A 22529-nucleotide genomic window follows, 5' to 3' on the forward strand; every position below is an offset into this window, starting at 1 on the left:
CTAAAATATTAATTTGATAACTCATACAAGAATTCAATCTAATTTCCAAATATTTAAATTTTTCAAGTTTCATATCCGCTACTTTTGTGTGTATTTAGATTGCAAAATGTATAATCAATGTTATCTTTTTATAAGTAAGAATTATTGTTACTCATTTTGCCAAACATAATTATAGATAGAGACCCGAAGGAATGTGGGAGCTTTTTACCGAACCGTCGAATGTTGTTTTCAGTATCAGTCTTAGCCTGATGCTGATGTTTGCAGCGCTGGAATGTATATTGCTGTTTCTGGGTGGTGGTTCACAAAGTGTTTTTGACCAACTCTTACCTGAAGACTCGCATCATGTAGACTTTCATCCCGCCAATAACCCTAATATCTTTAGCAAGGTATTTGACTGGCTGTATCTGGGACAACTTCCTCTCTTTATCTGGTTGATCATTTTCCTGACCACCTATGGCTTAAGCGGTCTTTTGATTCAAGGTATATTTGAACGTTTTACTGGACATTTAATTAATGGCTGGATCATTTCTCCCGCCTGCCTGTTCCTGTGCATGCCTCTGGTCCGTTTTAATGCCAAAATAGCGGAAAAGATCCTGCCAAAAGATGAAACCACTGCGATTCATATTGAAGAACTGATTGGCCGAACTGCAATCATTATCCTCGGCGATGCTCGTGCCAACTCACCAGCACAAGCCAAAGTTCAAGATCAGTATGGCCATACCCATTATGTGCTGGTCGAACCTGCCAATGGTGAAATCCTGAAACAGGGCCAATCTGTGATTTTAATGGATAAAACCCGCAATGGCTTCCAGGCCATGAAAGTCTAAATACTTATTCTTTCTTACTTTATATTTATTATTTAATCCAAAATTATATTTTCAAATACGCTAAAACAGAGAACAAATAACAATGCTAAATTTTGATTTATATAACATTTTAATCATTACTGGGGTTATCTTTGCCGGCCTGATCACCTTTGGTTTAATCATCGCTCGCCTTTACCGTCGTTCAAGTAAGGAAATTTCTTTTGTCCGTACCGGTTTTGGCGGGGAGAAAGTCATTCTAGGCGGTGGTGCGTTGGTTCTGCCGGTATTGCATGAAATTATACCGGTAAATATGAATACCCTGCGTCTGGAAGTTCGCCGTGCTGATGATCAGGCACTGATTACCCGCGACCGTATGCGTGTCGATGTTATGGCCGAATTCTATGTCCGGGTTAAACCAACCGCAGATTCAATTGCAACGGCAGCACAAACCCTTGGTCAAAAAACCATGTCGCCGAACGAGCTGAAAAATCTGGTAGAGGGCAAATTCGTGGACTCGTTACGTGCCGTAGCTGCTGAAATGGCGATGGAAGAGCTTCATGAAAAGCGCGTCGACTTTGTACAAAAAGTACAGCAAGTCGTGTCGGAAGATCTGCATAAAAATGGTCTTGAACTCGAAACTGTTTCTTTAACAGGTCTGGATCAGACTGGCTTCAAATATTTCAATCCACAAAATGCTTTCGATGCTGAAGGTCTGACCAAACTGACTGAAACCATTGAAGACCGTCGCCGTAAACGCAACCATATTGAACAGGATACTGACCTGGCAATTAAAACCAAGAATCTTGAAGCTGAACAGGCACGCTTACAGATTATTCGTGAAGAAGAATACGCCAAGCTGCAACAGGAACGTGAGATTTCGATTCGTCGCGCTGAACAGCTGGCTGAGATTGCCGCCCAAGAAGCTGCTAAAAAACGTGAAGCTGAGGAAGCACGTATTGCGGCTGAACGCGAAGTAGAATTAAAACGTATTCTGGCTGCCCGTGATGTAGAAAATGAAAATATCCAGAAAGCACAGATTATTCAAAAAGCTCAGGTTGAACAAAAGAAAACCATTGAACTGGCTGAACAGGACCGCGCGATTGCGATTGCTGAAAAATCTCGTGCCGAATCTGAAGCCAAAGCACAAGCAGATCTTGCCCGTGCTCAAGCAGTAAAAGCTGAAGAAGAAGTCGTAACAGTACGTCAGATTCAGCAGGCAGAACGTCAAAAAGCAGTTGAACTGGTGGCTGCCAAAGAACAGGCCGAGAAAGATGCAATTGCGATTACCGTGGCTGCTGAAGCAGGTAAACAGGCAGCGGCTGATGATGCTGAAGCGGTTCGTATTGCCGCTGAAGCCGAAGCTGAAAAAGTTCGCCTGAAAGCCAAAGGTGAAGCGGATGCGAAAGTATTACTTGCCCAAGCGATGGAGAAACAGTATCAGGTCGATGCTGAAGGTACCCGCGCAGTGAATGAAGCAAATAATGTACTGTCATCTGAACAGGTGGAAATGCAAATCCGCCTAGCCATGCTGAAATACTTACCTGAAATCATTCGTGAAAGTGTTAAGCCGATGGAAAACATTGATGACATCAAGATTCTACAAGTCAATGGTTTACATGGGGCACATGCAAGTTCTTGTCAGGCAGATGCCCATCATGAAAGCAGTAATGTTGCCCTTTCCGACCAAGTTGTAAATAGTGCTCTACGCTACCGTAGTCAAGCTCCGCTCATTGACAGTCTGATGAGTGAGTTAGGCATTCAGGGTGGTGATATTAATGGGATGACACAAAGTTTAAAAACGAAAACCTAAAAATTTATCGCTAAAATTTTTAAAACAAAAAAGCTTCCAAGATGGAAGCTTTTTTCAAAAATTACACATATATTTTCAAATAAACATGCTATCAGTAAAGAAAGCGAATAAGCATCATTCTTATGATGGATTATTAAGATAAGAAAATTTATAACAACGATAATTACTGGATAGCATAATGAAAAATACAACTCCTTCCAGAAAATCTGCACTCAATATAACTTTAAGCTTAGGTTTAATTACCTCTTTAAGTTTACTTAGCACCTTTTCTAGCTCGTCAAATGCCCTGACCAAACCTTTATCTTTTTCATCATTAATTGAAAGGTACCAGAAGAACCAACAATTAGAGATGTCAATTATGCATCTTGATTTAGACTATATTTATGACCCTGATCCACGTCAGATGACACGTAATATTAACCAGTTAATCAAGCGTATAGAGACTGTCCAGCCTAATACTATTTTTTTACAGGCTTATGCTGATGAGGATGCTAATGGTTCAGCAAATGAAGTGTATTTCCCTAACCCACATATGCCTGTCAGGGAAGATTTATTTAAAAAAGTCACTGAACAGATTCGAAATCGCACCACTGTTAAAAAAATCTATGCCTGGTTACCCATGTGGGCTTGGGAACTGCCAAAGCACTACCGGGCAAATTATGTAGAAACTACAAACCAGAACATAAAAGGTTATATTCGCCTGTCGCCATTTGATCCAAAAAACTTTGATTATGTCTATGATATCTATAAGGCATTAACAGATAAGATAACTGTGGACGGTATTTTGTATCATGATGATATTACCTTGAATGACTATGAGGATAGTTCCCCCTCTGCCATGCAAGTATATAAATATTGGGGATTTAAAGATGCTGAAAAAATATTACGTCATCCTCAACATCCAGAACAAATGAAGTTTGCTAAAGCTAAAACCGCCTATTTAGATAACCTTGCTTTAAAATTGAGTAATAAGCTTAAAATCACCCATCCCTCCCTCAAATTCGCCCGAAACTCTTATGCGCCTGTGATGTTAAATCCTGAAAGCGAGAAATGGTTTGCACAATCAACCTCAAGTACCCTACAACATTATGATTATAATGCTGTTATGGCTATGCCCTATATGGAAAAAGCCCCAGACCACTCCAAGTTCTATCTTAATTTGGTAGAAAAAGCACGGCAGTATGACCCTACTTTATCTCGGACCATTTTTGAAATTCAAACCATAGACTGGAATACACAGCACAAACTTTCAAATGAGGAGTTATTAGAAACGGTACATCTATTAAAAGAACAAGGAGTGCAGCATATTGGCTATTATCCAGAAGATCCTTTTATGCCACACCCACATGCAACGATTTTTAAGCCAAAGAAATTTTCATAGGCCTACCTTGTATGTCGTACTGCTCTAATCTCCCCTCCTGATTATAGTACAGAGTCAATTGTTTGGCCTGTACCATTTCTAGTAGAGCATGCTTTTCAACCTCAAAGCTATAAGCAATCTCCTGAAGTTCAACCGGTCTAGGTGCCGAACGTCGATCTACTCGATTGAATCGGATCCAGTTATAACACGCCCATAACAACAAGCTTGAAAAAGCAATAATAATCAGTAGGGCCAGTTCAAGTAGCGTCATTCCCTGATAAGGTTTATGGTCTATTAACACATGATCAACAATCAGACTCGATTCAAACCACCATAAACCCAGGGAGGCCAATGGCATAAATAACCATATCCACGCCATCCAGCCTAGTGCCATCAGGCTATAACCACTCGTTCGACCACTTACATATTCTGGAACATCGATATACTCCGGAATATCGAGTTTAGATTCTTTAACAGTTGCTGCGACACTGAGTTCAGAAAGTTCAACAGTTGTTGGTAGCTCCATATACTCGGCAATTTTAACCTGCGGCTTGGCAGGAATATTTTTATTGTTTTTCACCTTATTTTACCTCTGTTTCACCACGGAAGCCTCGGTCTGGACTGATCCACCGTGCACGGGTTTGGGTTTTAAAAATGGTCTTCGGCAACGATACAACGGTCGTTAACATGGTTAAAATCCAGAAAAATAGTGGGTACCAGATTACCCAGAAATAACTTCTAAACATTCGACCTTTATCATATCTGCGGTCAATCCATAGACTGACCATGAACTGAATCAAACAGCTTGCGCCGAGAATCACACCATACCACTGCGGCAACAGAGAATTGATATACCACTCTGGGGCCACAGGAAAGAACAAACCATAAAAGAACAAGACGAATACACCAAACATGGTATATGCCCATAACACGCTAATCACAGATTCCAGTGCGATCGGCCACATGCGGCGCAAACGCCATTTAAATATTTTAGGAATATAGGCAAAGAGTACTTCAATACCACCTTGTGCCCAGCGTAATCGCTGCTGCCACAACCCTTTAAAAGTTTCGGGCATATAAATATAGGTGAGTGCTTGAGGGACATACTGCACATCCCAATGATCAAACTGCAAACGCCATGACACATCAATATCTTCGGTAATCATGTCATCACGCCAGTAACCAATACGATCCAGAGCAGTTTTTCTAAATCCGGCACAAACACCAGAGACAGTGAAAATACGACCATAAGTACGTTGTGCCCGCTTAATCAATCCGATAATAGAGGAAAATTCTCCAACCTGGACTTTGCCTAGTATGCTGGAGCGATTGATAATACGCGGGTTACCCGTTACCGCTCCGACACGCGGGAACATGGTTAAGTGGTGCATCATCCAGAGTACACAATGTGGATGCATTAAAGCATCGCCATCAATACAGATCAGGTACTCATAACCACTTACCATTGCGCCTGCACGTAGTGCATACGCTTTACCCTGGTTCTCGGCCAAATGTACTACACGTAATTTTGGATATTTTTCTGCTAGCTCATCCAGAATCTCTCCTGTCTGATCCGAACTGCCATCATTAATCGCAATCACTTCAAATTTTGGATACTGACTTTGCATGGCATAGCGAATAGTTTGCTTGACCTGTTCAGCCTCATTAAAACAGGGAATTAAAATACTACAACCTGCTTCTTTGGGTTCAGGTAATGCTTTCTGATTCAATTCGCGTTTTATAAAAAACCAGATTCCGCCAGCAATCCACATCCAGGCCATAAACAATGGATAGAAAAAAGCAAAGCCAAAGATGACATCATGTAAACTGATACTATTAATCATTTACGTTCTCCCTGCTGAGCCTGAAAGGGATCACGATAAACGAAAGGATTACTGTTTAAGCTAATCGATGCATAAAGTCTTTGTTGAACCTGCCCGGCATTTTTAAAGTTATAATTTTCAAGCGAAATTTTCTGGATACCTTGTCTACGTAAATTCGCAATACTATTAGTAATCCATTGATCTTGTTCTGATTGACCTGCCAGATCAAAACCGATCATCAAACGTTGTTTTTGTACGGAGGTCAACTGCTGAATATTTTTGAGCAACTGGTTATGCTCAGCTTTGCTGGTTTTTTGATCCAAAACCAGATAGATATAGTCTGAATCATCTGCCAGGGTTTCAAATAAGGCCTTCAGCCCCATAGTTTTATGAGTATTTATTTTCAGTACTGCTAAATAGACATTACTGATATTGGTATAGTATTTGGCACGTCGACTAGTATTTTGTTTTAAGTTAATAACTCGCTCAATCTGTTTCTTACATTCAGCCGACCACTGTGTACTCTCTACAGCACAATTTAACTCTTGGCCAGCATCTATCACCAAGCCTTCCAGATTGCTGTTATATTTGAATATATCTTCAACCAGCTGGACCATATTATAGCCCTGATTCATCATACTGAGCGGTAACTCTGCATAAACACGCTGATACGTACGGGTACGTGCTTGCCATAAAGTACGGTTCAGTAAATCCTGTTGCATTTTTAACTGGCTGTTCGGGAAGTAAGCCACATCGACCGTGCCATTACCATCGAGATCGGCAACAGGTTTCAAGATCAGCTGATTGGTTTTCAGCGCATCTAACTGGTTGAGGAACTGACCGAGTTTTTCATCAGCCTGTTTTATACTGGGCTGCGCAAGATCTTTCAAATTAAACTGAATAAAGCTCTTCTGCTCCAGATAGGGTTGCTTGGTGTGATACAAAAACTCAGACATTGCCTCTTTAATTTCTGCCAGGTTCGGGTTATTCATAATCAAGGCACGCTGATAGGTTTTTACTGAATCAGCCAATGGCGCCATAGTCCCGAGGCTAAAAGACATGCTTAGTCCTGCCTGCTTAGCAATATCTTCTGTTTCTGCTGTTACAGCACCATAGGGCCAGAAAATAGCATGAGTCGGTACTGACAATTCCTGTTCCAGAATGGCTTTAGAACGCTTTAAGTCTTCCAGCACACGCTGCCTATAAGCAAGGTCAGATTCATAACGTGCCTTTGTCAAATCATATATACGTGCAGTTGCAGCAGGCTGCATATTTCTTTGTGGATTCGAAATAACTCCACGATGCAAATTATGTGAATGCGATACAAACTCGACTAAGCCACTATTTTGCATTTCCCGCATCTGGTCCCAATTCATCAGATTATTTGCCCCATAGGACTCTATGGCATCTTTATGCTTGGTACCAATCCAGCTGGTTGGAATAGCAAAAACGGCATGTAATTTATATTGCTTTAATAAAGGAAATACTTGGGTATATCCGCTTAGCGCCCCATCATCGAAGGTCAAAAGTACCGATTTTTCTGGTAATGGAATTTTTTTCTCACGGGCACGGCGGATATCTTCCAAAGAAATAGTTTTCCAACCTTCACGTTTTAACCAAGCAAAATATTGCGCCAAATATTCAGTACTAATTGCATATTGATCACGATCACCCTGACGTGCTACATCATTCCTGACATCATGAAAAGTGAGTGTTACGAACTGGTTTTCAGGCAGATCCATCGCTTTATTTTCAGCATGACTATATGCCATAAAAAGACTTAAGCATCCTAATAGAGCGAGTGTATTTTTTATTGTTTTCATTAGAATCTCCCTTCAAATCCAAAACTTGCTTCGAGTCTATTTTCATCTTCACCGTCATAAGGGTGTTGCCCATAGGACACCCCATAATTCAGGGACCAAGTTCTGGTGATTTGCCAGAGGTGTTGATATTTCGCCAAATAAATCAGGCCTGAGTCATAATCTTCCTGGTCAAATACACCAAGATTTAATGAAAAACGTTGAGTCAACGACTGATCATAACTACGCCAGGTTACCCAATCATGTTCCAGACCTGCTTCTGCACTCCAACTTGAAGATGGATTGAAATAGGAAGTTTCTACATCATCTTTATTCGATGCCCAAAATCCATATAAGTTCAGATGGGTTAAATGATGTGGAGCCTGGAAAATACGTTGCTTGAAATAGGTACCTAGTTCCTCACGCTCATTTCCGTCATCAATATCAGTAAACTGATAGCTCAATCCAGCCTTTGTAGATTCATGCTGTTGCCAGTTTAAGTCGAAACGATAAGACTGCCCTTCATGTTCATCCTGTATCTGCAATGGAATCTCTGCCTGGCTGTTATAAGCCAGACCATAATTCCAGTGATCACTTAACCAATGATTCCAGGTTATATTCACACCAAAGCGATCACCCTCGGTCGCTTGTGAAAGTGCTACAGTGGCATACTTACGGTTATCGACCCATTCCAGTCCTACACCGATCCGTTGATCATCTTGCTTACCTTCTTCATACTCTCCACTACGGTACTGATGCTCCACAAAGGCCCGGTAATAATCTGAAAACCATGGGGTATTGAGTCGCGTCCAGCTTTGTTTCTCACGAGAACCATTCAGATTATTGACCAGATCTTGATCATCCGTTTCACTTTTCGCATAAAGACTATTATGTGAAATGGTAAACCGCTCACGATCTTTGAGCTCCTTATGACTACGTACTACCCCGGTATCAGTTCCTGCCCGCTCTAAAAGATCAGTATTGCTACTACGCCATGTCTGCACATCAAAGACAGCTTGTGCATTTTGCATGCTATTAATTCGGGTTGCTTGTATTGATGGCTCTGTACCATTGAGTAAGGAAACCGTTGCCTGTGCTTGCAAAGGTTTTTCACGCCAACGCTGTATAGTCGCAAGATAATTGATGTAATTACGATTTCCTGGAGATTTATTTACCAGGTCCTGAAAATACAGTTCTGCCTTATCCAACTGGTTTTTATAACTATAATGAAGACCTCTTAAGATCATATACTCATCCCGGTCCATATGAATCGTACGGTCTACACCTTTAGCCTGACTATAGAAGAATATTGGTAAGCGCTGATCCATTTCCTTAATTACTTCATCAGCGGCTTTAAATTTTTCTTGTTCAATCAAGCTATAGTACAAACCTGCATAGACGTCATAGTCCACATAGTTCTTTTCTTTAAACAGACTGCGGTACAATATTTCCGCCTGCTTTGGTTTATGGTTGCGCAAATAACTATCAGCTAGTGCATGTCTGGTATAAGCAGGCATCTGTTCTACCGGCTGATTGATTTTAGCCAGTTGGCCCAAAGCTTCAGTAGAACGTTGCCGTGCACTTAAGGCAAAAATATATTCATAATAAAATCTTTGACGTAACTCGGGATATTGGGCTAGCTCATTTTCATAAGCCTGCATTTCCGAAATCACCTGATCCAGCTCTGTATAGGCAATTTTGCCCTGATCCTTTTCACTTTGTACTTTATAGAAATCAATGGCATTCCGAATATGTTGACTAAACTTGATCAGCTGTACTTCATGCTTGAGACGACTTTGCCCTTTACCCTGCTGCTGTAGATAACGGTTTGCACTGTCATAATCAGCACTGGCTGCCAAAGCCAGCACATACTGTTCCTGCACGCTTTCCGAACGACTCATCGATAAAGCGCGAGTTGCGGTATTCAGTGCCTGTATAGGTTGTCTTAATAAGCGATAGGTATAAGCCAATTGTACTAGCTGATCAGCATTCAGCTGTTTCTGGTCAACTTTTCTGATTTGTTGCTCTGCCTGCTCCAACTGACCACTTTCCGCGAGCAACATGCCACGGTATAAATCCCATGGAATATCACTTGTGCTGTTTTTCTGAAATTTTGCTGCATATTGTTCAGCCAGCAAAAATTTACCCTGATCACGCAATAACATCACCAGAGGCAGTTGCCCATAGACTGGATATATTGAAATTTTTAAGTGATTCAGATTGTAATCTTGCTGAATTAGGGGGAAATTATATTGTCGGCTTAACAAAATAAAGTCAGCCAGCAGGTTCATGTTCGCAGGATCTTTGCGTACCATTTCTGCGAGTATTTTTAGACCTTTTTGGGTATCCCCAGACTTAATTTGCTTGACCACCTGATGCCTTTGCGTGTCTGTAATAGCTGCATATAAAGGATTCAAGCTGATTCCTGTAGCAAGTAACACATAGGCGATTGAATAATAGTTATTGTTGTTTAGCATTGGCATTTGTCTTGTTATGTATTTTATTTATACAAACATTATAACAAAGTGCGATTTAGCTCACAATTTCATCCTGTCAGACTAAACTATTATGTATTTCTTCTAAAAAAAGCCCTCAATAAGAGGGCTTTATATTGGATTTTTATTGTTTAGATTAAGCCTTTATCCTTCAGCAACTGATACATGGTTGAACCAAGCTCAGCAGGACTACGGGTATAAGCCATGCCAGCACGTTCAAAGGCTGCAAATTTTTCTTCCGCGGTGCCTTTACCACCTGAAATAATCGCACCTGCATGCCCCATACGTTTTCCTTTCGGTGCTGTCACACCCGCAATATAACCCACCACAGGCTTAGTTACATTAGACTGGATATATTCAGCAGCTTCTTCTTCAGCTGTACCACCAATCTCACCAATCATGATAATAGCTTCTGTTTCAGGGTCTTCTTCAAACAGTTTCAAGCAGTCAATCTGGTTCATACCTGGAATTGGATCACCACCGATACCGATACAAGTCGATTGACCTAGACCTAGTTTAGTCGTTTGCGATACAGCCTCATAAGTCAGAGTACCTGAACGAGAGATAATCCCGATCTTGCCTTTCTTATGGATATGGCCTGGCATAATTCCGATTTTGCATTCTTCAGGCGTAATAATACCCGGACAGTTTGGGCCAATCAGACGCGTGCCATTACCATTGGTTTCCAGATAGCGCTTGGCTTTTAGCATGTCCAGTGTTGGTACACCTTCAGTAATCACTACAATCAGCTCAATACCTGAGTCAACCGCTTCCACAATAGAGTCTAATACAAATGGTGCAGGTACATAAATTACAGAAGCATCGGCCTGAGTTTCTTTTACCGCTTCACGCATGGTATTAAATACTGGCAGATCCAGATGTGATTGACCACCTTTACCCGGTGTTACCCCACCGACCACTTTAGTACCGTAAGCAATTGCCTGCTCAGAATGAAAAGTTCCGTTTTTACCAGTAAAGCCCTGAACTAAAACTTTGGTGTCTTTATTAATTAATACGCTCATTGTGATACTCCTTAAGCTTTTACTGCAGCAACAATTTTTTCTGCAGCATCGGCCAGGCCATTTGCAGAAATTAATTTCAAACCAGATTCATCCAGTAATTTGGCACCAAGCTCAGCATTGTTCCCTTCAAGGCGAACCACAACCGGCACAGTGACATTTACTTCTTGAACTGCTGCAATAATTGCTTCAGCGATCATGTCGCAACGTACAATTCCACCAAAAATATTAATCAACACACCTTGCACAGAAGTATCTGCCAAAATAATTTTGAACGCCTCAATCACACGCTCTTTGGTTGCACCACCACCGACATCGAGGAAGTTAGCGGGCTGACCACCATAAAGCTTGATAATATCCATGGTAGCCATCGCAAGACCAGCACCATTGACCATACAACCAATATTACCTTCCAGGGCAACATAGTTCAGATCAAATTCAGAGGCTTTTAGCTCACGCTCATTCTCTTGTGATTTATCGCGTAGTGCCGCCACTTCAGGCAAACGATACAACGCGTTCGAATCGATCCCTACTTTGGCATCGACACAAAGAATGTCACCATTTTCACGGACTGATAACGGATTGATTTCAAACAGGGCAAAATCATTTTCCACAAAGGCTTGATAAGCCGCGGTCATGACTTTAACAAATTGGTTGATTTGTCCATCTTTAAGGTTTAAAGCAAATGCAACTTCACGTGCCTGGAACGGCAATAAACCAACGAGTGGATCAACTTCAACTTTAATAATTTTTTCAGGCGTTTCTTCTGCCACTTTTTCAATTTCAACACCGCCTTCAGTCGATGCCATAAAGGTAATGCGACGAGTTGAACGGTCTACCACAGCACCCAGATAAAGTTCACGCTCTACCGGATAAACATCTTCAGAGACCAGAATGCTGTTGACTGGTTGACCATTGGCATCGGTTTGATAAGTCACTAAACGTGAGCCAATAATTTGATTGGCATATTCAGCGGCTTCGTCGGCAGATTTAACTACCTTTACCCCACCCGCCTTACCACGCCCCCCGGCATGCACCTGTGCTTTTAATACGGCAAATTTTCCGCCCAGCTGTTGAAAAGCCTGCACGGTTTCTTCAGCATTTGTGGCAAGAATACCTTCCTGAACTGGCATGCCATATTTTTTTAATAACGCTTTTGCTTGATACTCATGTAAATTCATTGATTGACCTTTTACTACTTTTTCACTTTGTTATTACTGCGTCCAATATCCTGTGGCGCTGCAACATCGATATTGGAATTTATTAAAACGATGTTTTGATTCTTATCTTTATTTTTAGATGATTATTCATACAAAAACAACCACCAAATGTAAAAGAGCGGCCGGAGCCGCTCTTTTTTAGATTATTTACGCTTACGCTGGATCGCGTGAATTGCACGACCATCCACTGCCAGAGCAGCTTCATGTACGACTTCAGAGAAAGTTGGGTGACCAAAAGTCATCAACTGTAGGTCTTCTACTGAAGATACAAATTCAAGTGCGATCATACCTTGATGAACGATGTCAGACGCAGCAGGTCCAATCACGTGCATACCAAGTAGACGGTCTGTTTTCGCATCAGCAACAAACTTCACGAAACCAGCATTTTCGCCAGCAGCCATTGCACGGCCGTTCGCAGCGAAACCGAATTGACCAGTTTTCACCTCAATGCCTTTTTCTTTCGCTTGCTCTTCTGTTAAACCTACCCACGCTGCTTCTGGATGTGTGTAAATTACAGAAATGATCGTGTCGTAGTTGACTTGCGCAGCGTGACCGTGAATACGTTCAACTGCCATTACGCCTTCTTCCATTGCTTTATGTGCAAGCATTGGACCACGCACCAAGTCACCAATTGCATATACGCCTTCAACAGAAGTTGCACACCAATCGTTTACTTCAACTAAACCACGTTCAGTCAATTTAATGCCTGAATCTTCAGCCAATAGACCTTCAGCATAAGCACGACGACCTACACAAACGATCAACTTGTCGAAAGTTTGAGTTTTGTCTTCGCCACCTTGAGTGTACTGAACAGTAACTTCACGGCCGTTAACTTCAGTACCAGATACTTTCGCACCAACACGGATATCCAGACCTTGTTTAGTCAATACTTTTTGATAGTCTTTTGCCAATGCTTTATCAGCCATTGGTAAGAATGCATCCATTGCTTCAAATACAACAACTTCAGCACCCAGACGACGCCATACTGAACCAAGTTCAAGACCAATTACGCCTGCACCGATGACACCTAAACGCTTAGGCACTTCCTGGAATTCAAGCGCGCCAGTAGAGTCAACAATAATGTCTTGATCTACAGGAGCAACAGGAATATTTACCGGCACAGAACCAGTTGCAAGAATCACGTATTTAGGTTCTAAAACTTGAGTTTCGCCTTCATGTGAAACAAACTCAACTTTTTTGCCAGCAAGTAATTTACCAGTACCTTTTAACCATTCAACGCCATTGCCTTTAAGCAGACCGTCGATACCCATGGTCAATTGGTTTACGATTTTATCTTTACGCGCAAGCATTTTAGACAAATCAAATGCGACTTCACCAGTCGTAATACCGTGATCATCTAAGTGATGAACAGTATCTTCATAACGATGAGAAGAATCCAAAAGTGCCTTAGAAGGGATACAACCTACGTTTAAGCAAGTACCACCTAAAGAAGGTTTACCTTTATGAATACGTTTTTCGATACACGCAACTTTAAAACCAAGTTGAGCTGCACGAATAGCAGCTTCATAGCCGCCTGGACCACCACCGATTACAACTAAATCAAACTGAGACATTTGTATCTCCAAAAACGAGTTCAAAGGATCGCTTCGAACTCGCTCTGATTATTCTTAAAAACTAAAATTATAGATCAAGGATAAGACGTGCTGGCTCTTCTAACAATTCTTTGATTGTTACAAGGAAACCTACAGCTTCTTTACCATCGATTAGACGGTGGTCATAAGAAAGCGCTAGGTACATCATTGGCAAGATTTCAACTTGACCATTCACTGCCATAGGACGTTCCTGGATTTTATGCATACCCAGAATCGCAGTTTGAGGCGTGTTCAAGATTGGAGTTGAAAGCAATGAACCGAAAGTACCACCGTTGGTAATTGTGAAAGTACCACCAGTCATGTCTTCAATTGCAAGTTTACCTTCACGTGCCTTACCAGCATATGCACGGATACCATTTTCAACTTCAGCATAGTTCATGCGGTCTGTATCACGAAGTACAGGAACCACCAGACCACGGTCAGAAGAAACCGCTACACCGATGTCATAGTAACCATGGTAAACGATGTCGTCACCATCGATAGACGCATTCACTGCTGGGTAGCGTTTAAGCGCTTCAGTCGCTGCTTTAACGAAGAATGACATAAAGCCAAGACGCGCACCATGACGTTTTTCAAACGCATCTTTGTACTGGTTACGCATTTCCATGATTGGTTTCATGTTTACTTCGTTGAACGTAGTCAACATTGCTGTTTCTTGAGTCGCAGCAAGCAGACGTTCAGCAACACGTTTACGAAGACGAGTCATCGGAACGCGTTTTTCAATACGTTCACCAACTGCAACGCTTAACGGTGCAGCAGCAGGAGCCGCTGGTTTCGCTTGGTGGCTTGCAACATCTTCTTTTGTGATGCGACCGCCACGACCTGTACCAGATACGTCAGATGCAGCAATACCAGATTCAGTTAACGCTTTACGAACTGCAGGTGCTTGGTCTTGAACCTGTTGACGCTCAACGATCGGTGCATTACCTGCTTCAGTTTTCGCAGCTGCTTGTTCTACTGATGCTTCAGATTCAGATTGAACTGCTTGAGTTTGCGCAGCACCAGAAACAGCACCTTCTTCGAATTGTGCAATCACTTCAGCAGAAAGCACTGTGTCGCCTTCATTTTTGATGATTGATGCAATTGTACCGTCAGCAGGAGCAACAACTTCTAAAACAACTTTATCAGTCTCAATATCACAGATCACTTCATCACGTGATACTGCTTCACCTGGTTGCTTGTGCCAAGTTGCGATCGTGCCGTCCGCAACTGACTCTGGAAATACCGGTGCTTTAATTTCGGTTGCCATTACTTAGAATCTCCTGGATTATTCAGCATCGATCGCTAGAGCGTCGTTAACGAGCTGAGCTTGTTGTTTTGCATGCAAATATGGTGAACCACACGCCGGTGCAGCAGAAGCTTCACGGCCAGCGTAGCTAATACGAACCTGTTTACCAGACTTCATCACGTCGTCATACAGACGTGGCGCGATGAACAGCCAAGCACCTTGGTTCTTCGGTTCCTCTTGAGCCCAAACCAGCTCTTTCAGGTTTGGATACTGAGCAAGAACTTCAGCAAGACGTGCTTCTGGGTACGGATACAATTGTTCAATACGAACGATCGCTGTATTGTTCAATTCTTTTTCACGACGTTTTTCAACTAGGTCGTAGTAAACCTTACCACCACACAGCACCAGACGAGTTACGTCTGATTTGTTGATGTTATCTACTTCATCGATCACAGTCTGGAATGTGCCGCTTGCAAGTTCATCAAGGTTAGACACAGCTAACTTGTGACGCAGTAATGATTTTGGCGACATGATGATCATTGGCTTACGGATTGGGCGGATTGCCTGACGACGTAATGCATGGAAGATCTGTGCAGGTGTAGTTGGAGTCATCACTTGCATGTTGTCTTCTGCACATAACTGCAGGAAGCGCTCAAGACGTGCAGATGAATGCTCTGGACCTTGACCCTCGAAGCCGTGTGGCAGAAGCATAGTCAGACCACACACACGTTCCCACTTGGTTTCACCAGATGAGATGAACTGGTCGATCACAACCTGTGCACAGTTCGCGAAGTCACCAAACTGAGCTTCCCAGATGATCAAGCTCTTAGGAAGAGTCGTCGCATAGCCGTATTCAAATGCCAATACTGCCATTTCAGACAATAATGAATCATAGATCGCAACGCGTGGCTGATTCTCTTTGATATGACAAAGTGGAATATAGGTTGAGCCATCTACCTGGTTATGCAGTTTTGCATGACGGTGTGAGAAGGTACCGCGACCCACGTCTTCGCCAGTTAAACGAACCAAGTAGCCATCGTCTAGAAGCGATGCATAGGCTAGAGTTTCAGCAGCACCCCAGTTCAGTGGCATTTCACCAGTCTGCATTTTCAGACGGTCATCAATCACTTTAGAAACCTGACGCTGCATCACGAAGCCTTCTGGAAGCTCGCGCATTTTACGACCAAGTTCTTTAAGACGTTCTAGATCACAAGTTGTATCCCACTCGTCTGTGTAGTCGTGACCTAAGTACGGAGACCAATCTACGAACATTTTCTTGTTTGGCTCTAACACCAAGGCATTGGCAACGTGTTTACCTGCTTCAAGATCGGATCGATAGTTTTCAACCATTTGATCTGCAGTTGCGCGGTCAAGGATCCCTTCTTGCACAAGTTTGTCAGCATACAAAGTACGAGTCGTCGCTTTCTTGTTGATGACTTGATACATCATTGGCTGAGTTGCAGCCGGTTCATCCGCTTCGTTGTGACCACGACGACGGTAACAGAACATGTCGATAACCACGTCTTTACGGAAAGTATGACGGAAATCATGTGCAAGCTGAGCAACAAACAATACAGCTTCCGGATCATCACCATTGACATGGAAGATCGGTGCCTGAATCATTTTCGCGATGTCAGTACAGTATTCTGTAGAACGCGCATCACGTGGATCAGAAGTGGTGAAACCAACCTGGTTGTTCACAACAATGTGCACTGTACCACCAACGGTGTAACCACGCGTTTGTGACATCTGGAAGGTTTCCTGGTTGACACCTTGACCTGCAAATGCTGCATCACCGTGAACGATGATTGGTAATACGTCATCACCACCGATGTCTTTACGACGTACCTGACGAGCACGTACCGAACCTTCAACTACCGGTCCAACGATTTCAAGGTGTGATGGGTTAAACGCCAATGCCAGGTGTACTTCGCCACCTGGAGTCATCACGTTAGACGAGAAACCTTGGTGATACTTAACGTCACCAGAACCTTTCTTATGAAGAGACTTACCTTCGAATTCGCCAAACAGGTCAGCCGGGTTTTTACCCATGATGTTAACCAGAAGGTTCAGACGGCCACGGTGTGGCATACCGATTACAACTTCTTTACAGCCAACAGAACCTGCACGTTGAATCACTGCATCAACCATCGGAATGAAAGACTCACCGCCTTCAACACCGAAACGTTTTGCACCAACGAATTTGTTACCTAAGTATTTTTCCAAGCCTTCTGCTGCAGTCAAACGCTCAAGTACATGTTTTTTCTGTTGTGTGTTGAAACCAAACTGGCCACGTGCACCTTCAAGACGTTGTTGAATCCAACGTTTTTCCTTGGTGTCAACGATGTGCATGTATTCTGAACCAACAGTACCGCAGTATGTAGACTCTAATGCAGCAAGAATTTCAGCAAGCGTTGCTTCTTCTTTACCGATCGCAAGATTACCAGTATTGAATACTGTGTCTAAATCAGACTTGGTTAAACCATGTGCATCCAGTTCTAAGTCAAATGCTTGTTCGCGTTTTGCAAGACCTAATGGATCTAATTTAGCTTTCTGGTGACCACGGTTACGATAAGCCGCAATGAGTTGTAATACGCCAATTTGACGACGCTCGTGATCAGAACTTACTGTCGCTTGAATGACAGGCTGAACACGGCTTGAATTACGACCTAACAGTAGGAATTGCTCACGTACATTGCTGTGTGGTTGGTCACCTTTAGGGAACTTACCGAAGTATTCCTGCCAGTCAGCACCCACTGAGTCTGGAGCGGTCAGATACTGCTCATAAAGTTCTTCAATATACGCTGCACTATCAGCGCTAAGTTCAGTGTCAAGACGCAGAGCGTCAGCAACTTCTTGCATTTGTGGACCCATTTCCTATTGCAAAAACATTTTCAGGATGCTTTTTAAGCAAAACCCAGGATTAGTAATGTCAAATTGGTAAGATGACATTAGTCCCCCATAAGGCATAAGCCATGAGGCGCTATCACCACACCAAGAGCAACTCTTGATATGTTTAATGAACAATAACGCCCCTCAGCGGCATCATCACTCATCGAATACCCGATAAAAACCGAGCAATTTTTTGCAAATCGACTTAGAAAAAACAAAGGCTTAAGCTGTATTTTTTCTAAAGCGACTCTAACTTACCTTTATATACCAGTCGCAGGTTTTTCCGTGTTTAAAAAGTGTACATTAATCCTTACATTTTTTGGATATAGTCTTATGCTAAATGCTATCACGATCTCGACTAATCAATTGATTTTTTTGACGAGAAATGTGTGTTTTTTAGTCAAATACATCAACCAGAAATTACTCTAACATAGGGAGCTTTAAATGAAAAATACAATCTCCGTAGACTAAAGTCCTACATCCATCCACCATACCACTGATAAACAAAAAGAGAGTAAATCTTCCAATCCACTCCCTTTGCAATCTTGCGTTATATAATAACATTATCGGGAATCTTTTTCAGGTCAGTTTTACATCTAAAAATCATAAATAAATCGAACTACATCATATTAGTGCACAAACCTGAGTAAAATGCTCTGAAATGATTCATCACCCTTTATGATTGCACCAGAACTCCTGCTGATAACACCTGCTTTTCGACTAGTCTTACCCTTTTCAGCGCCCCTATAAAGCAAAAAGCACACCAAGTGGTGTGCTTTTTTGACAAACTGTTATTCGCAGTCTGAATTAGCCAGCCATATCTAGAAGCATGTTACGGATGTGACCGATTGCTTTCGTAGGGTTCAAGCCTTTAGGACATACAGATACACAGTTCATGATGCCTTTACAACGGAACAGCGAGAATGGGTCGTCAAGACGAGCCAAACGCTCTTGAGTTGCTGTATCACGTGAGTCAATGATGAAGCGGTAAGCATTCAACAATGCTGAAGGACCCAAGAACTTATCAGGATTCCACCAGAATGACGGACATGAAGTTGAACAGCATGCACAAAGAATACATTCGTACAGACCATCAAGATGTTCACGTTCTTCAGGAGACTGTAGACGCTCTTTAGGCGGTGCAGGCTGATTATTGATCAAGAACGGATGAATTTTGTTGTACTGATCGTAGAACTGATTCATGTCTACAACAAGGTCTTTAACTACTGGAAGACCTGGCAGTGGACGGATTGTGATTGTTTCTGGTAAATCATTCAGGTTCCACAGACATGCAAGACCGTTTTTACCATTAATGTTTACACCATCAGAACCACAAATACCTTCACGACATGAGCGACGGAACGTTAAAGATTCGTCTTGTACTTTTAATGCCAGAAGTGCGTCAAGCAACATACGGTGCTTGTCAGTCAATTCCAGTTTAAAAGTTTGCATGTACGGTGCTGCATCCTTATCAGGATCGTAGCGGTAGATATTAAATGTACGAGTACCTCTACTCATCTTACTTCTCCGAATTAGAATGTACGTGGTTTAGGTGGAATTGCATCAACCGACAATGGACGGTAACGCACTGGTTTGTACTCAAGACGGTTGTCCGCAGAGAACCATAATGTGTGCTTCATCCACTCATCATCACGACGACCGTATGGGTATGCAGGATGGTCAGGAGACTCTTCAAAGTCTACTACCGTATGCGCACCACGGCATTCTTTACGCGCTGCAGCTGAAATTAGAGTCGCTTTAGCAACTTCATACAAGTTTTCAACTTCAAGCGCTTCAATACGTGCTGTGTTGAATACTTTAGATTTGTCTTTCAAGTGAATGTTGCGCACGCGCGGTTCAATTGCAAGAATCTGTTTCACACCTTCTTCAAGAAGTGCAGATGTACGGAATACACCAGCGTGGTCTTGAACGATGTCACGAATCGCATCAGCAACTTCTTGAGCATTTTCACCTGTCGTTGATTCGTCAAGTTTACGAATACGTGCAACAGTTTGCTCAAGTACAGTGGTAGGAAGCGGCTCATATTCATCACCGTGATGTTTAGTCACATAATCGATGATGTGCTGACCAGCAGCCTTACCAAATACAACCAAGTCAAGCAGTGAGTTTGTACCTAGACGGTTTGCACCATGTACAGATACACAAGAACATTCACCAATCGCATAGAAACCTTTCACTGGTTTAGTGAAGTTACGGCCTTCTTGGTTAGTCGAGTATGTATCAGTGTTCTTGTCGTAGTGAGTAACCAGTGCTTCAGTTTCCGGAGACTCTGGAACAACGACCTGACCATGAATATTCGTAGGAATACCACCCATTTGATAATGGATTGTTGGCACTACCGGAATTGGCTCTTTGGTGATATCAACGTTCGCGAATTTCTTACCAATCTCAAATACAGATGGAAGACGTTTCATGATCGTATCCGCACCCAGGTGCGTCATATCAAGAAGAATATAATCACCTTTAGGACCACAGCCACGACCTTCTTTGATCTCTTGGTCCATAGAACGTGATACGAAGTCACGTGGTGCCAAGTCTTTCAAAGTTGGAGCATAACGTTCCATGAACGGTTCGCCATCTTTGTTACGAAGGATTGCACCTTCACCACGACAACCTTCAGTTAGCAATACGCCTGCGCCCGCAACACCTGTAGGGTGGAACTGCCAGAATTCCATATCTTGTAATGGAATACCTGCACGAGCTGCCATACCAAGACCGTCACCAGTATTGATATACGCGTTAGTAGATGCACGGTAAACACGACCTGCACCACCAGTAGCAAATAGAGTAGCTTTCGCCTGGAATACTGCAATTTTACCAGTTTCCTGATCGATAGCAGTTACACCAAGTACATCGCCAGCTTCGTTACGGATCAAATCAAGTGCGATCCATTCTACGAAGAATTGTGTACCCATTTTCACGTTGCTTTGATAAAGCGTATGAAGAAGTGCGTGACCTGTACGGTCAGCTGCAGCACATGCACGAGGAACCGCTTTTTCACCATAGTTTGCAGAGTGACCACCGAATGGACGTTGGTAAATCGTACCGTCTGCGTTACGGTCAAATGGCATACCTAAATGTTCTAATTCGTATACCACTTGAGGTGCTTCACGCGTCATAAACTCGATCGCATCCTGGTCACCCAACCAGTCAGAACCTTTAACTGTGTCATAGAAGTGGTAGTGCCAGTTATCTTCTTGCATATTACCAAGAGATGCACCAATACCACCCTGTGCCGCAACAGTGTGTGAACGTGTCGGAAATACTTTAGTCAGTACAGCAACTTTTAAACCAGCTTGAGCAAGTTGGTAAGATGCACGCATACCTGAACCACCGCCACCGACGATGACAGCATCGAAAGTTTCATGTGGAATATTTGTGTAATCTTCTTTAGGGTTAATTGCGCCCATGATCTCTTCCTATCGAGCCCAGAAAATCTGGATTGCCCAGATTGCGTATGCTAATACAGCGATAATCACTGCTGAAGTCAATACAATGCGTAAACCTGATGCTGATGGACCCATTTGACGAGTAGTCACATAGTCAGTGAAAACCTGCCACATGCCAATCCATGCGTGTGCAACAAGAGAGAATACTGCCAATAAAGACAAAATCTTCATTGGTGTAGTCATCATAAAGCCGTACCACTGTTCAAAGTTGAAGCCACCATTCAGTAGAATCCAACCCAAAACGATAACAGTATACACAGCTAGAACCACTGCACTCACACGTTGAAGAAACCAATCGCGAGAACCTGAACCCGTTAAACCAGTAGCACTTTTCATTAGAGTACGATCCATACAAATGCTGCAACAATACCGATCGCAGACAAGATTAATGAAATAGTAGCTGCAGTACGGCCGCTTTGCAGTTCTTCTGCAACGCCAACATCTGCAAGTAAGTGCTTAATACCAGTAAACGTATGATAAATTAAGCCGGCTACAAATACCCATACAACAAAACGCACGATGAAACCGTTAAAGATTTCTTGCACTTGAGCAAAACCTTCAGGCGAAGACAATGACTTGTCTAAAATCCATAAAAGGACCGGTACGAGTAAGAATACGATCACACCAGAAAGACGGTGTAGAATTGATGCAATAGCCACAGGTGATTTTAAGTTTACTTCTAAAACTTGACCCATGGACAAATTGACAGGTCTGTTGCTTTTCACAGCGGGCATCCTGTAGTTAAAAACTCCATCCGGAGTTTGTTGGAATTAATTCGAAGGAAAGCTGGCATTGATTAGGCAAATACATGCCTAAACGTAAAACGACACTGAATTATAAAACGCTCACTATCAAAATACAAACAACTCTCATAAGCTTTTTGGCTAAAAATCCTTTAAATAAGAATCATTAACAATAAGATTAATCTGCAATAATTTTATAATTGCCTTCTAATCAATACTTATATATATGTTTTTAAATAATAAAGCCGATT

The 22529-nt window shown here is 42.4% G+C and carries 15 protein-coding genes and 1 pseudogene; 3 read left to right on the forward strand and 13 right to left on the reverse strand.

Features of this window, described 5'->3' with window-relative positions:
* Positions 1-191: 191 nt before the first annotated feature.
* From C3420_RS04760 to pgaB (C3420_RS04770), 3 genes are all read left to right on the forward strand, one after another.
* The gene (locus C3420_RS04760; protein ID WP_004810814.1) at positions 192-827 is read left to right on the forward strand and encodes a YqiJ family protein; all 636 of its coding nucleotides are present in this window, start codon (positions 192-194) and stop codon (positions 825-827) included.
* A gap of 82 nt (positions 828-909) precedes the next feature.
* On the forward strand, positions 910-2616 hold the full coding sequence (locus tag C3420_RS04765; RefSeq protein ID WP_103800599.1) for a flotillin family protein: 1707 nt from the start codon (positions 910-912) through the stop codon (positions 2614-2616).
* Positions 2617-2794: 178 nt separating this feature from the next.
* The gene (gene pgaB / locus C3420_RS04770) at positions 2795-3997 is read left to right on the forward strand and encodes a poly-beta-1,6-N-acetyl-D-glucosamine N-deacetylase PgaB (protein WP_034591915.1); all 1203 of its coding nucleotides are present in this window, start codon (positions 2795-2797) and stop codon (positions 3995-3997) included.
* Here pgaB (C3420_RS04770) and pgaD read toward each other — a convergent pair.
* The 13 genes and pseudogenes from pgaD to sdhC all read right to left on the reverse strand — a co-directional run bounded on the left by pgaD (position 3975) and on the right by sdhC (position 22269).
* Positions 3975-4556, reverse strand: a complete 582-nt coding sequence (pgaD, locus tag C3420_RS04775) for a poly-beta-1,6-N-acetyl-D-glucosamine biosynthesis protein PgaD (protein ID WP_008301905.1) — start codon at positions 4554-4556, stop codon at positions 3975-3977. The two genes, pgaB (C3420_RS04770) and pgaD, sit on opposite strands and share 23 nt — an antisense overlap.
* Position 4557: 1 nt before the next feature.
* Positions 4558-5820 carry a poly-beta-1,6-N-acetyl-D-glucosamine synthase gene (gene pgaC, locus C3420_RS04780; RefSeq protein WP_004810822.1) on the reverse strand — a complete coding sequence of 421 codons (1263 nt, stop codon included), beginning with the start codon at positions 5818-5820 and terminating at the stop codon, positions 4558-4560.
* On the reverse strand, positions 5817-7622 hold the full coding sequence (pgaB, locus tag C3420_RS04785) for a poly-beta-1,6-N-acetyl-D-glucosamine N-deacetylase PgaB (RefSeq protein ID WP_103800600.1): 1806 nt from the start codon (positions 7620-7622) through the stop codon (positions 5817-5819). The genes pgaC and pgaB (C3420_RS04785) overlap by 4 nt, the downstream gene beginning before the upstream one ends.
* On the reverse strand, positions 7622-10075 hold the full coding sequence (locus C3420_RS04790; RefSeq protein WP_103800601.1) for a poly-beta-1,6 N-acetyl-D-glucosamine export porin PgaA: 2454 nt from the start codon (positions 10073-10075) through the stop codon (positions 7622-7624). The genes pgaB (C3420_RS04785) and C3420_RS04790 overlap by 1 nt, the downstream gene beginning before the upstream one ends.
* A gap of 149 nt (positions 10076-10224) precedes the next feature.
* Positions 10225-11115: a succinate--CoA ligase subunit alpha gene (sucD, locus tag C3420_RS04795; RefSeq protein ID WP_004810828.1), complete on the reverse strand. Its 891-nt coding sequence runs from the start codon at positions 11113-11115 to the stop codon at positions 10225-10227.
* A gap of 11 nt (positions 11116-11126) precedes the next feature.
* A pseudogene (sucC, locus tag C3420_RS04800) lies at positions 11127-12296 on the reverse strand (ADP-forming succinate--CoA ligase subunit beta); the annotation flags it as partial.
* Positions 12297-12475: 179 nt separating this feature from the next.
* Positions 12476-13906 (reverse strand): dihydrolipoyl dehydrogenase, encoded by a 1431-nt coding sequence (gene lpdA / locus C3420_RS04805; protein ID WP_004893506.1) that lies wholly within the window; start codon positions 13904-13906, stop codon positions 12476-12478.
* A gap of 67 nt (positions 13907-13973) precedes the next feature.
* Complete coding sequence (gene odhB / locus C3420_RS04810) at positions 13974-15194, reverse strand: 2-oxoglutarate dehydrogenase complex dihydrolipoyllysine-residue succinyltransferase (RefSeq protein ID WP_103800602.1); 1221 nt, start codon at positions 15192-15194, stop codon at positions 13974-13976.
* An 18-nt stretch (positions 15195-15212) separates the two neighbouring features.
* A complete protein-coding gene (locus C3420_RS04815; RefSeq protein ID WP_008301892.1) occupies positions 15213-18035 on the reverse strand; it encodes a 2-oxoglutarate dehydrogenase E1 component in 2823 nt (940 codons plus the stop codon).
* A gap of 837 nt (positions 18036-18872) precedes the next feature.
* Positions 18873-19583: a succinate dehydrogenase iron-sulfur subunit gene (locus C3420_RS04820; protein ID WP_004810837.1), complete on the reverse strand. Its 711-nt coding sequence runs from the start codon at positions 19581-19583 to the stop codon at positions 18873-18875.
* Between the two features lie 14 nt (positions 19584-19597).
* Positions 19598-21496 (reverse strand): FAD-binding protein, encoded by a 1899-nt coding sequence (locus C3420_RS04825; RefSeq protein WP_004810838.1) that lies wholly within the window; start codon positions 21494-21496, stop codon positions 19598-19600.
* A gap of 9 nt (positions 21497-21505) precedes the next feature.
* Positions 21506-21871, reverse strand: coding sequence for a succinate dehydrogenase, hydrophobic membrane anchor protein (gene sdhD / locus C3420_RS04830; RefSeq protein WP_103800603.1), 366 nt, complete (start codon positions 21869-21871; stop codon positions 21506-21508).
* Positions 21871-22269, reverse strand: coding sequence for a succinate dehydrogenase, cytochrome b556 subunit (gene sdhC, locus C3420_RS04835; protein ID WP_008301879.1), 399 nt, complete (start codon positions 22267-22269; stop codon positions 21871-21873). The genes sdhD and sdhC overlap by 1 nt, the downstream gene beginning before the upstream one ends.
* Between the last annotated feature and the right edge of the window lie 260 nt (positions 22270-22529).

Source organism: Acinetobacter sp. ACNIH3 (assembly GCF_002918965.1).
GTDB lineage: Bacteria > Pseudomonadota > Gammaproteobacteria > Pseudomonadales > Moraxellaceae > Acinetobacter > Acinetobacter schindleri.

Excerpts from the sequence above, each read along its gene's own strand:
- C3420_RS04815 (WP_008301892.1), bottom strand. The coding sequence starts at position 18,035 with ATGCAAGAAGTTGCTGACGCTCTGCGTCTTGACACTGAACTTAGCGCT.
- C3420_RS04825 (WP_004810838.1), bottom strand. The coding sequence starts at position 21,496 with ATGGGCGCAATTAACCCTAAAGAAGATTACACAAATATTCCACATGAA.
- sdhC (WP_008301879.1), bottom strand. The coding sequence starts at position 22,269 with ATGCCCGCTGTGAAAAGCAACAGACCTGTCAATTTGTCCATGGGTCAA.
- C3420_RS04760 (WP_004810814.1), top strand. The coding sequence starts at position 192 with ATGTGGGAGCTTTTTACCGAACCGTCGAATGTTGTTTTCAGTATCAGT.
- C3420_RS04790 (WP_103800601.1), bottom strand. The coding sequence starts at position 10,075 with ATGCTAAACAACAATAACTATTATTCAATCGCCTATGTGTTACTTGCT.
- C3420_RS04765 (WP_103800599.1), top strand. The coding sequence starts at position 910 with ATGCTAAATTTTGATTTATATAACATTTTAATCATTACTGGGGTTATC.
- C3420_RS04820 (WP_004810837.1), bottom strand. The coding sequence starts at position 19,583 with ATGAGTAGAGGTACTCGTACATTTAATATCTACCGCTACGATCCTGAT.
- sucD (WP_004810828.1), bottom strand. The coding sequence starts at position 11,115 with ATGAGCGTATTAATTAATAAAGACACCAAAGTTTTAGTTCAGGGCTTT.
- sdhD (WP_103800603.1), bottom strand. The coding sequence starts at position 21,871 with ATGAAAAGTGCTACTGGTTTAACGGGTTCAGGTTCTCGCGATTGGTTT.
- pgaB (WP_034591915.1), top strand. The coding sequence starts at position 2,795 with ATGAAAAATACAACTCCTTCCAGAAAATCTGCACTCAATATAACTTTA.
- pgaC (WP_004810822.1), bottom strand. The coding sequence starts at position 5,820 with ATGATTAATAGTATCAGTTTACATGATGTCATCTTTGGCTTTGCTTTT.
- odhB (WP_103800602.1), bottom strand. The coding sequence starts at position 15,194 with ATGGCAACCGAAATTAAAGCACCGGTATTTCCAGAGTCAGTTGCGGAC.
- pgaB (WP_103800600.1), bottom strand. The coding sequence starts at position 7,622 with ATGAAAACAATAAAAAATACACTCGCTCTATTAGGATGCTTAAGTCTT.
- lpdA (WP_004893506.1), bottom strand. The coding sequence starts at position 13,906 with ATGTCTCAGTTTGATTTAGTTGTAATCGGTGGTGGTCCAGGCGGCTAT.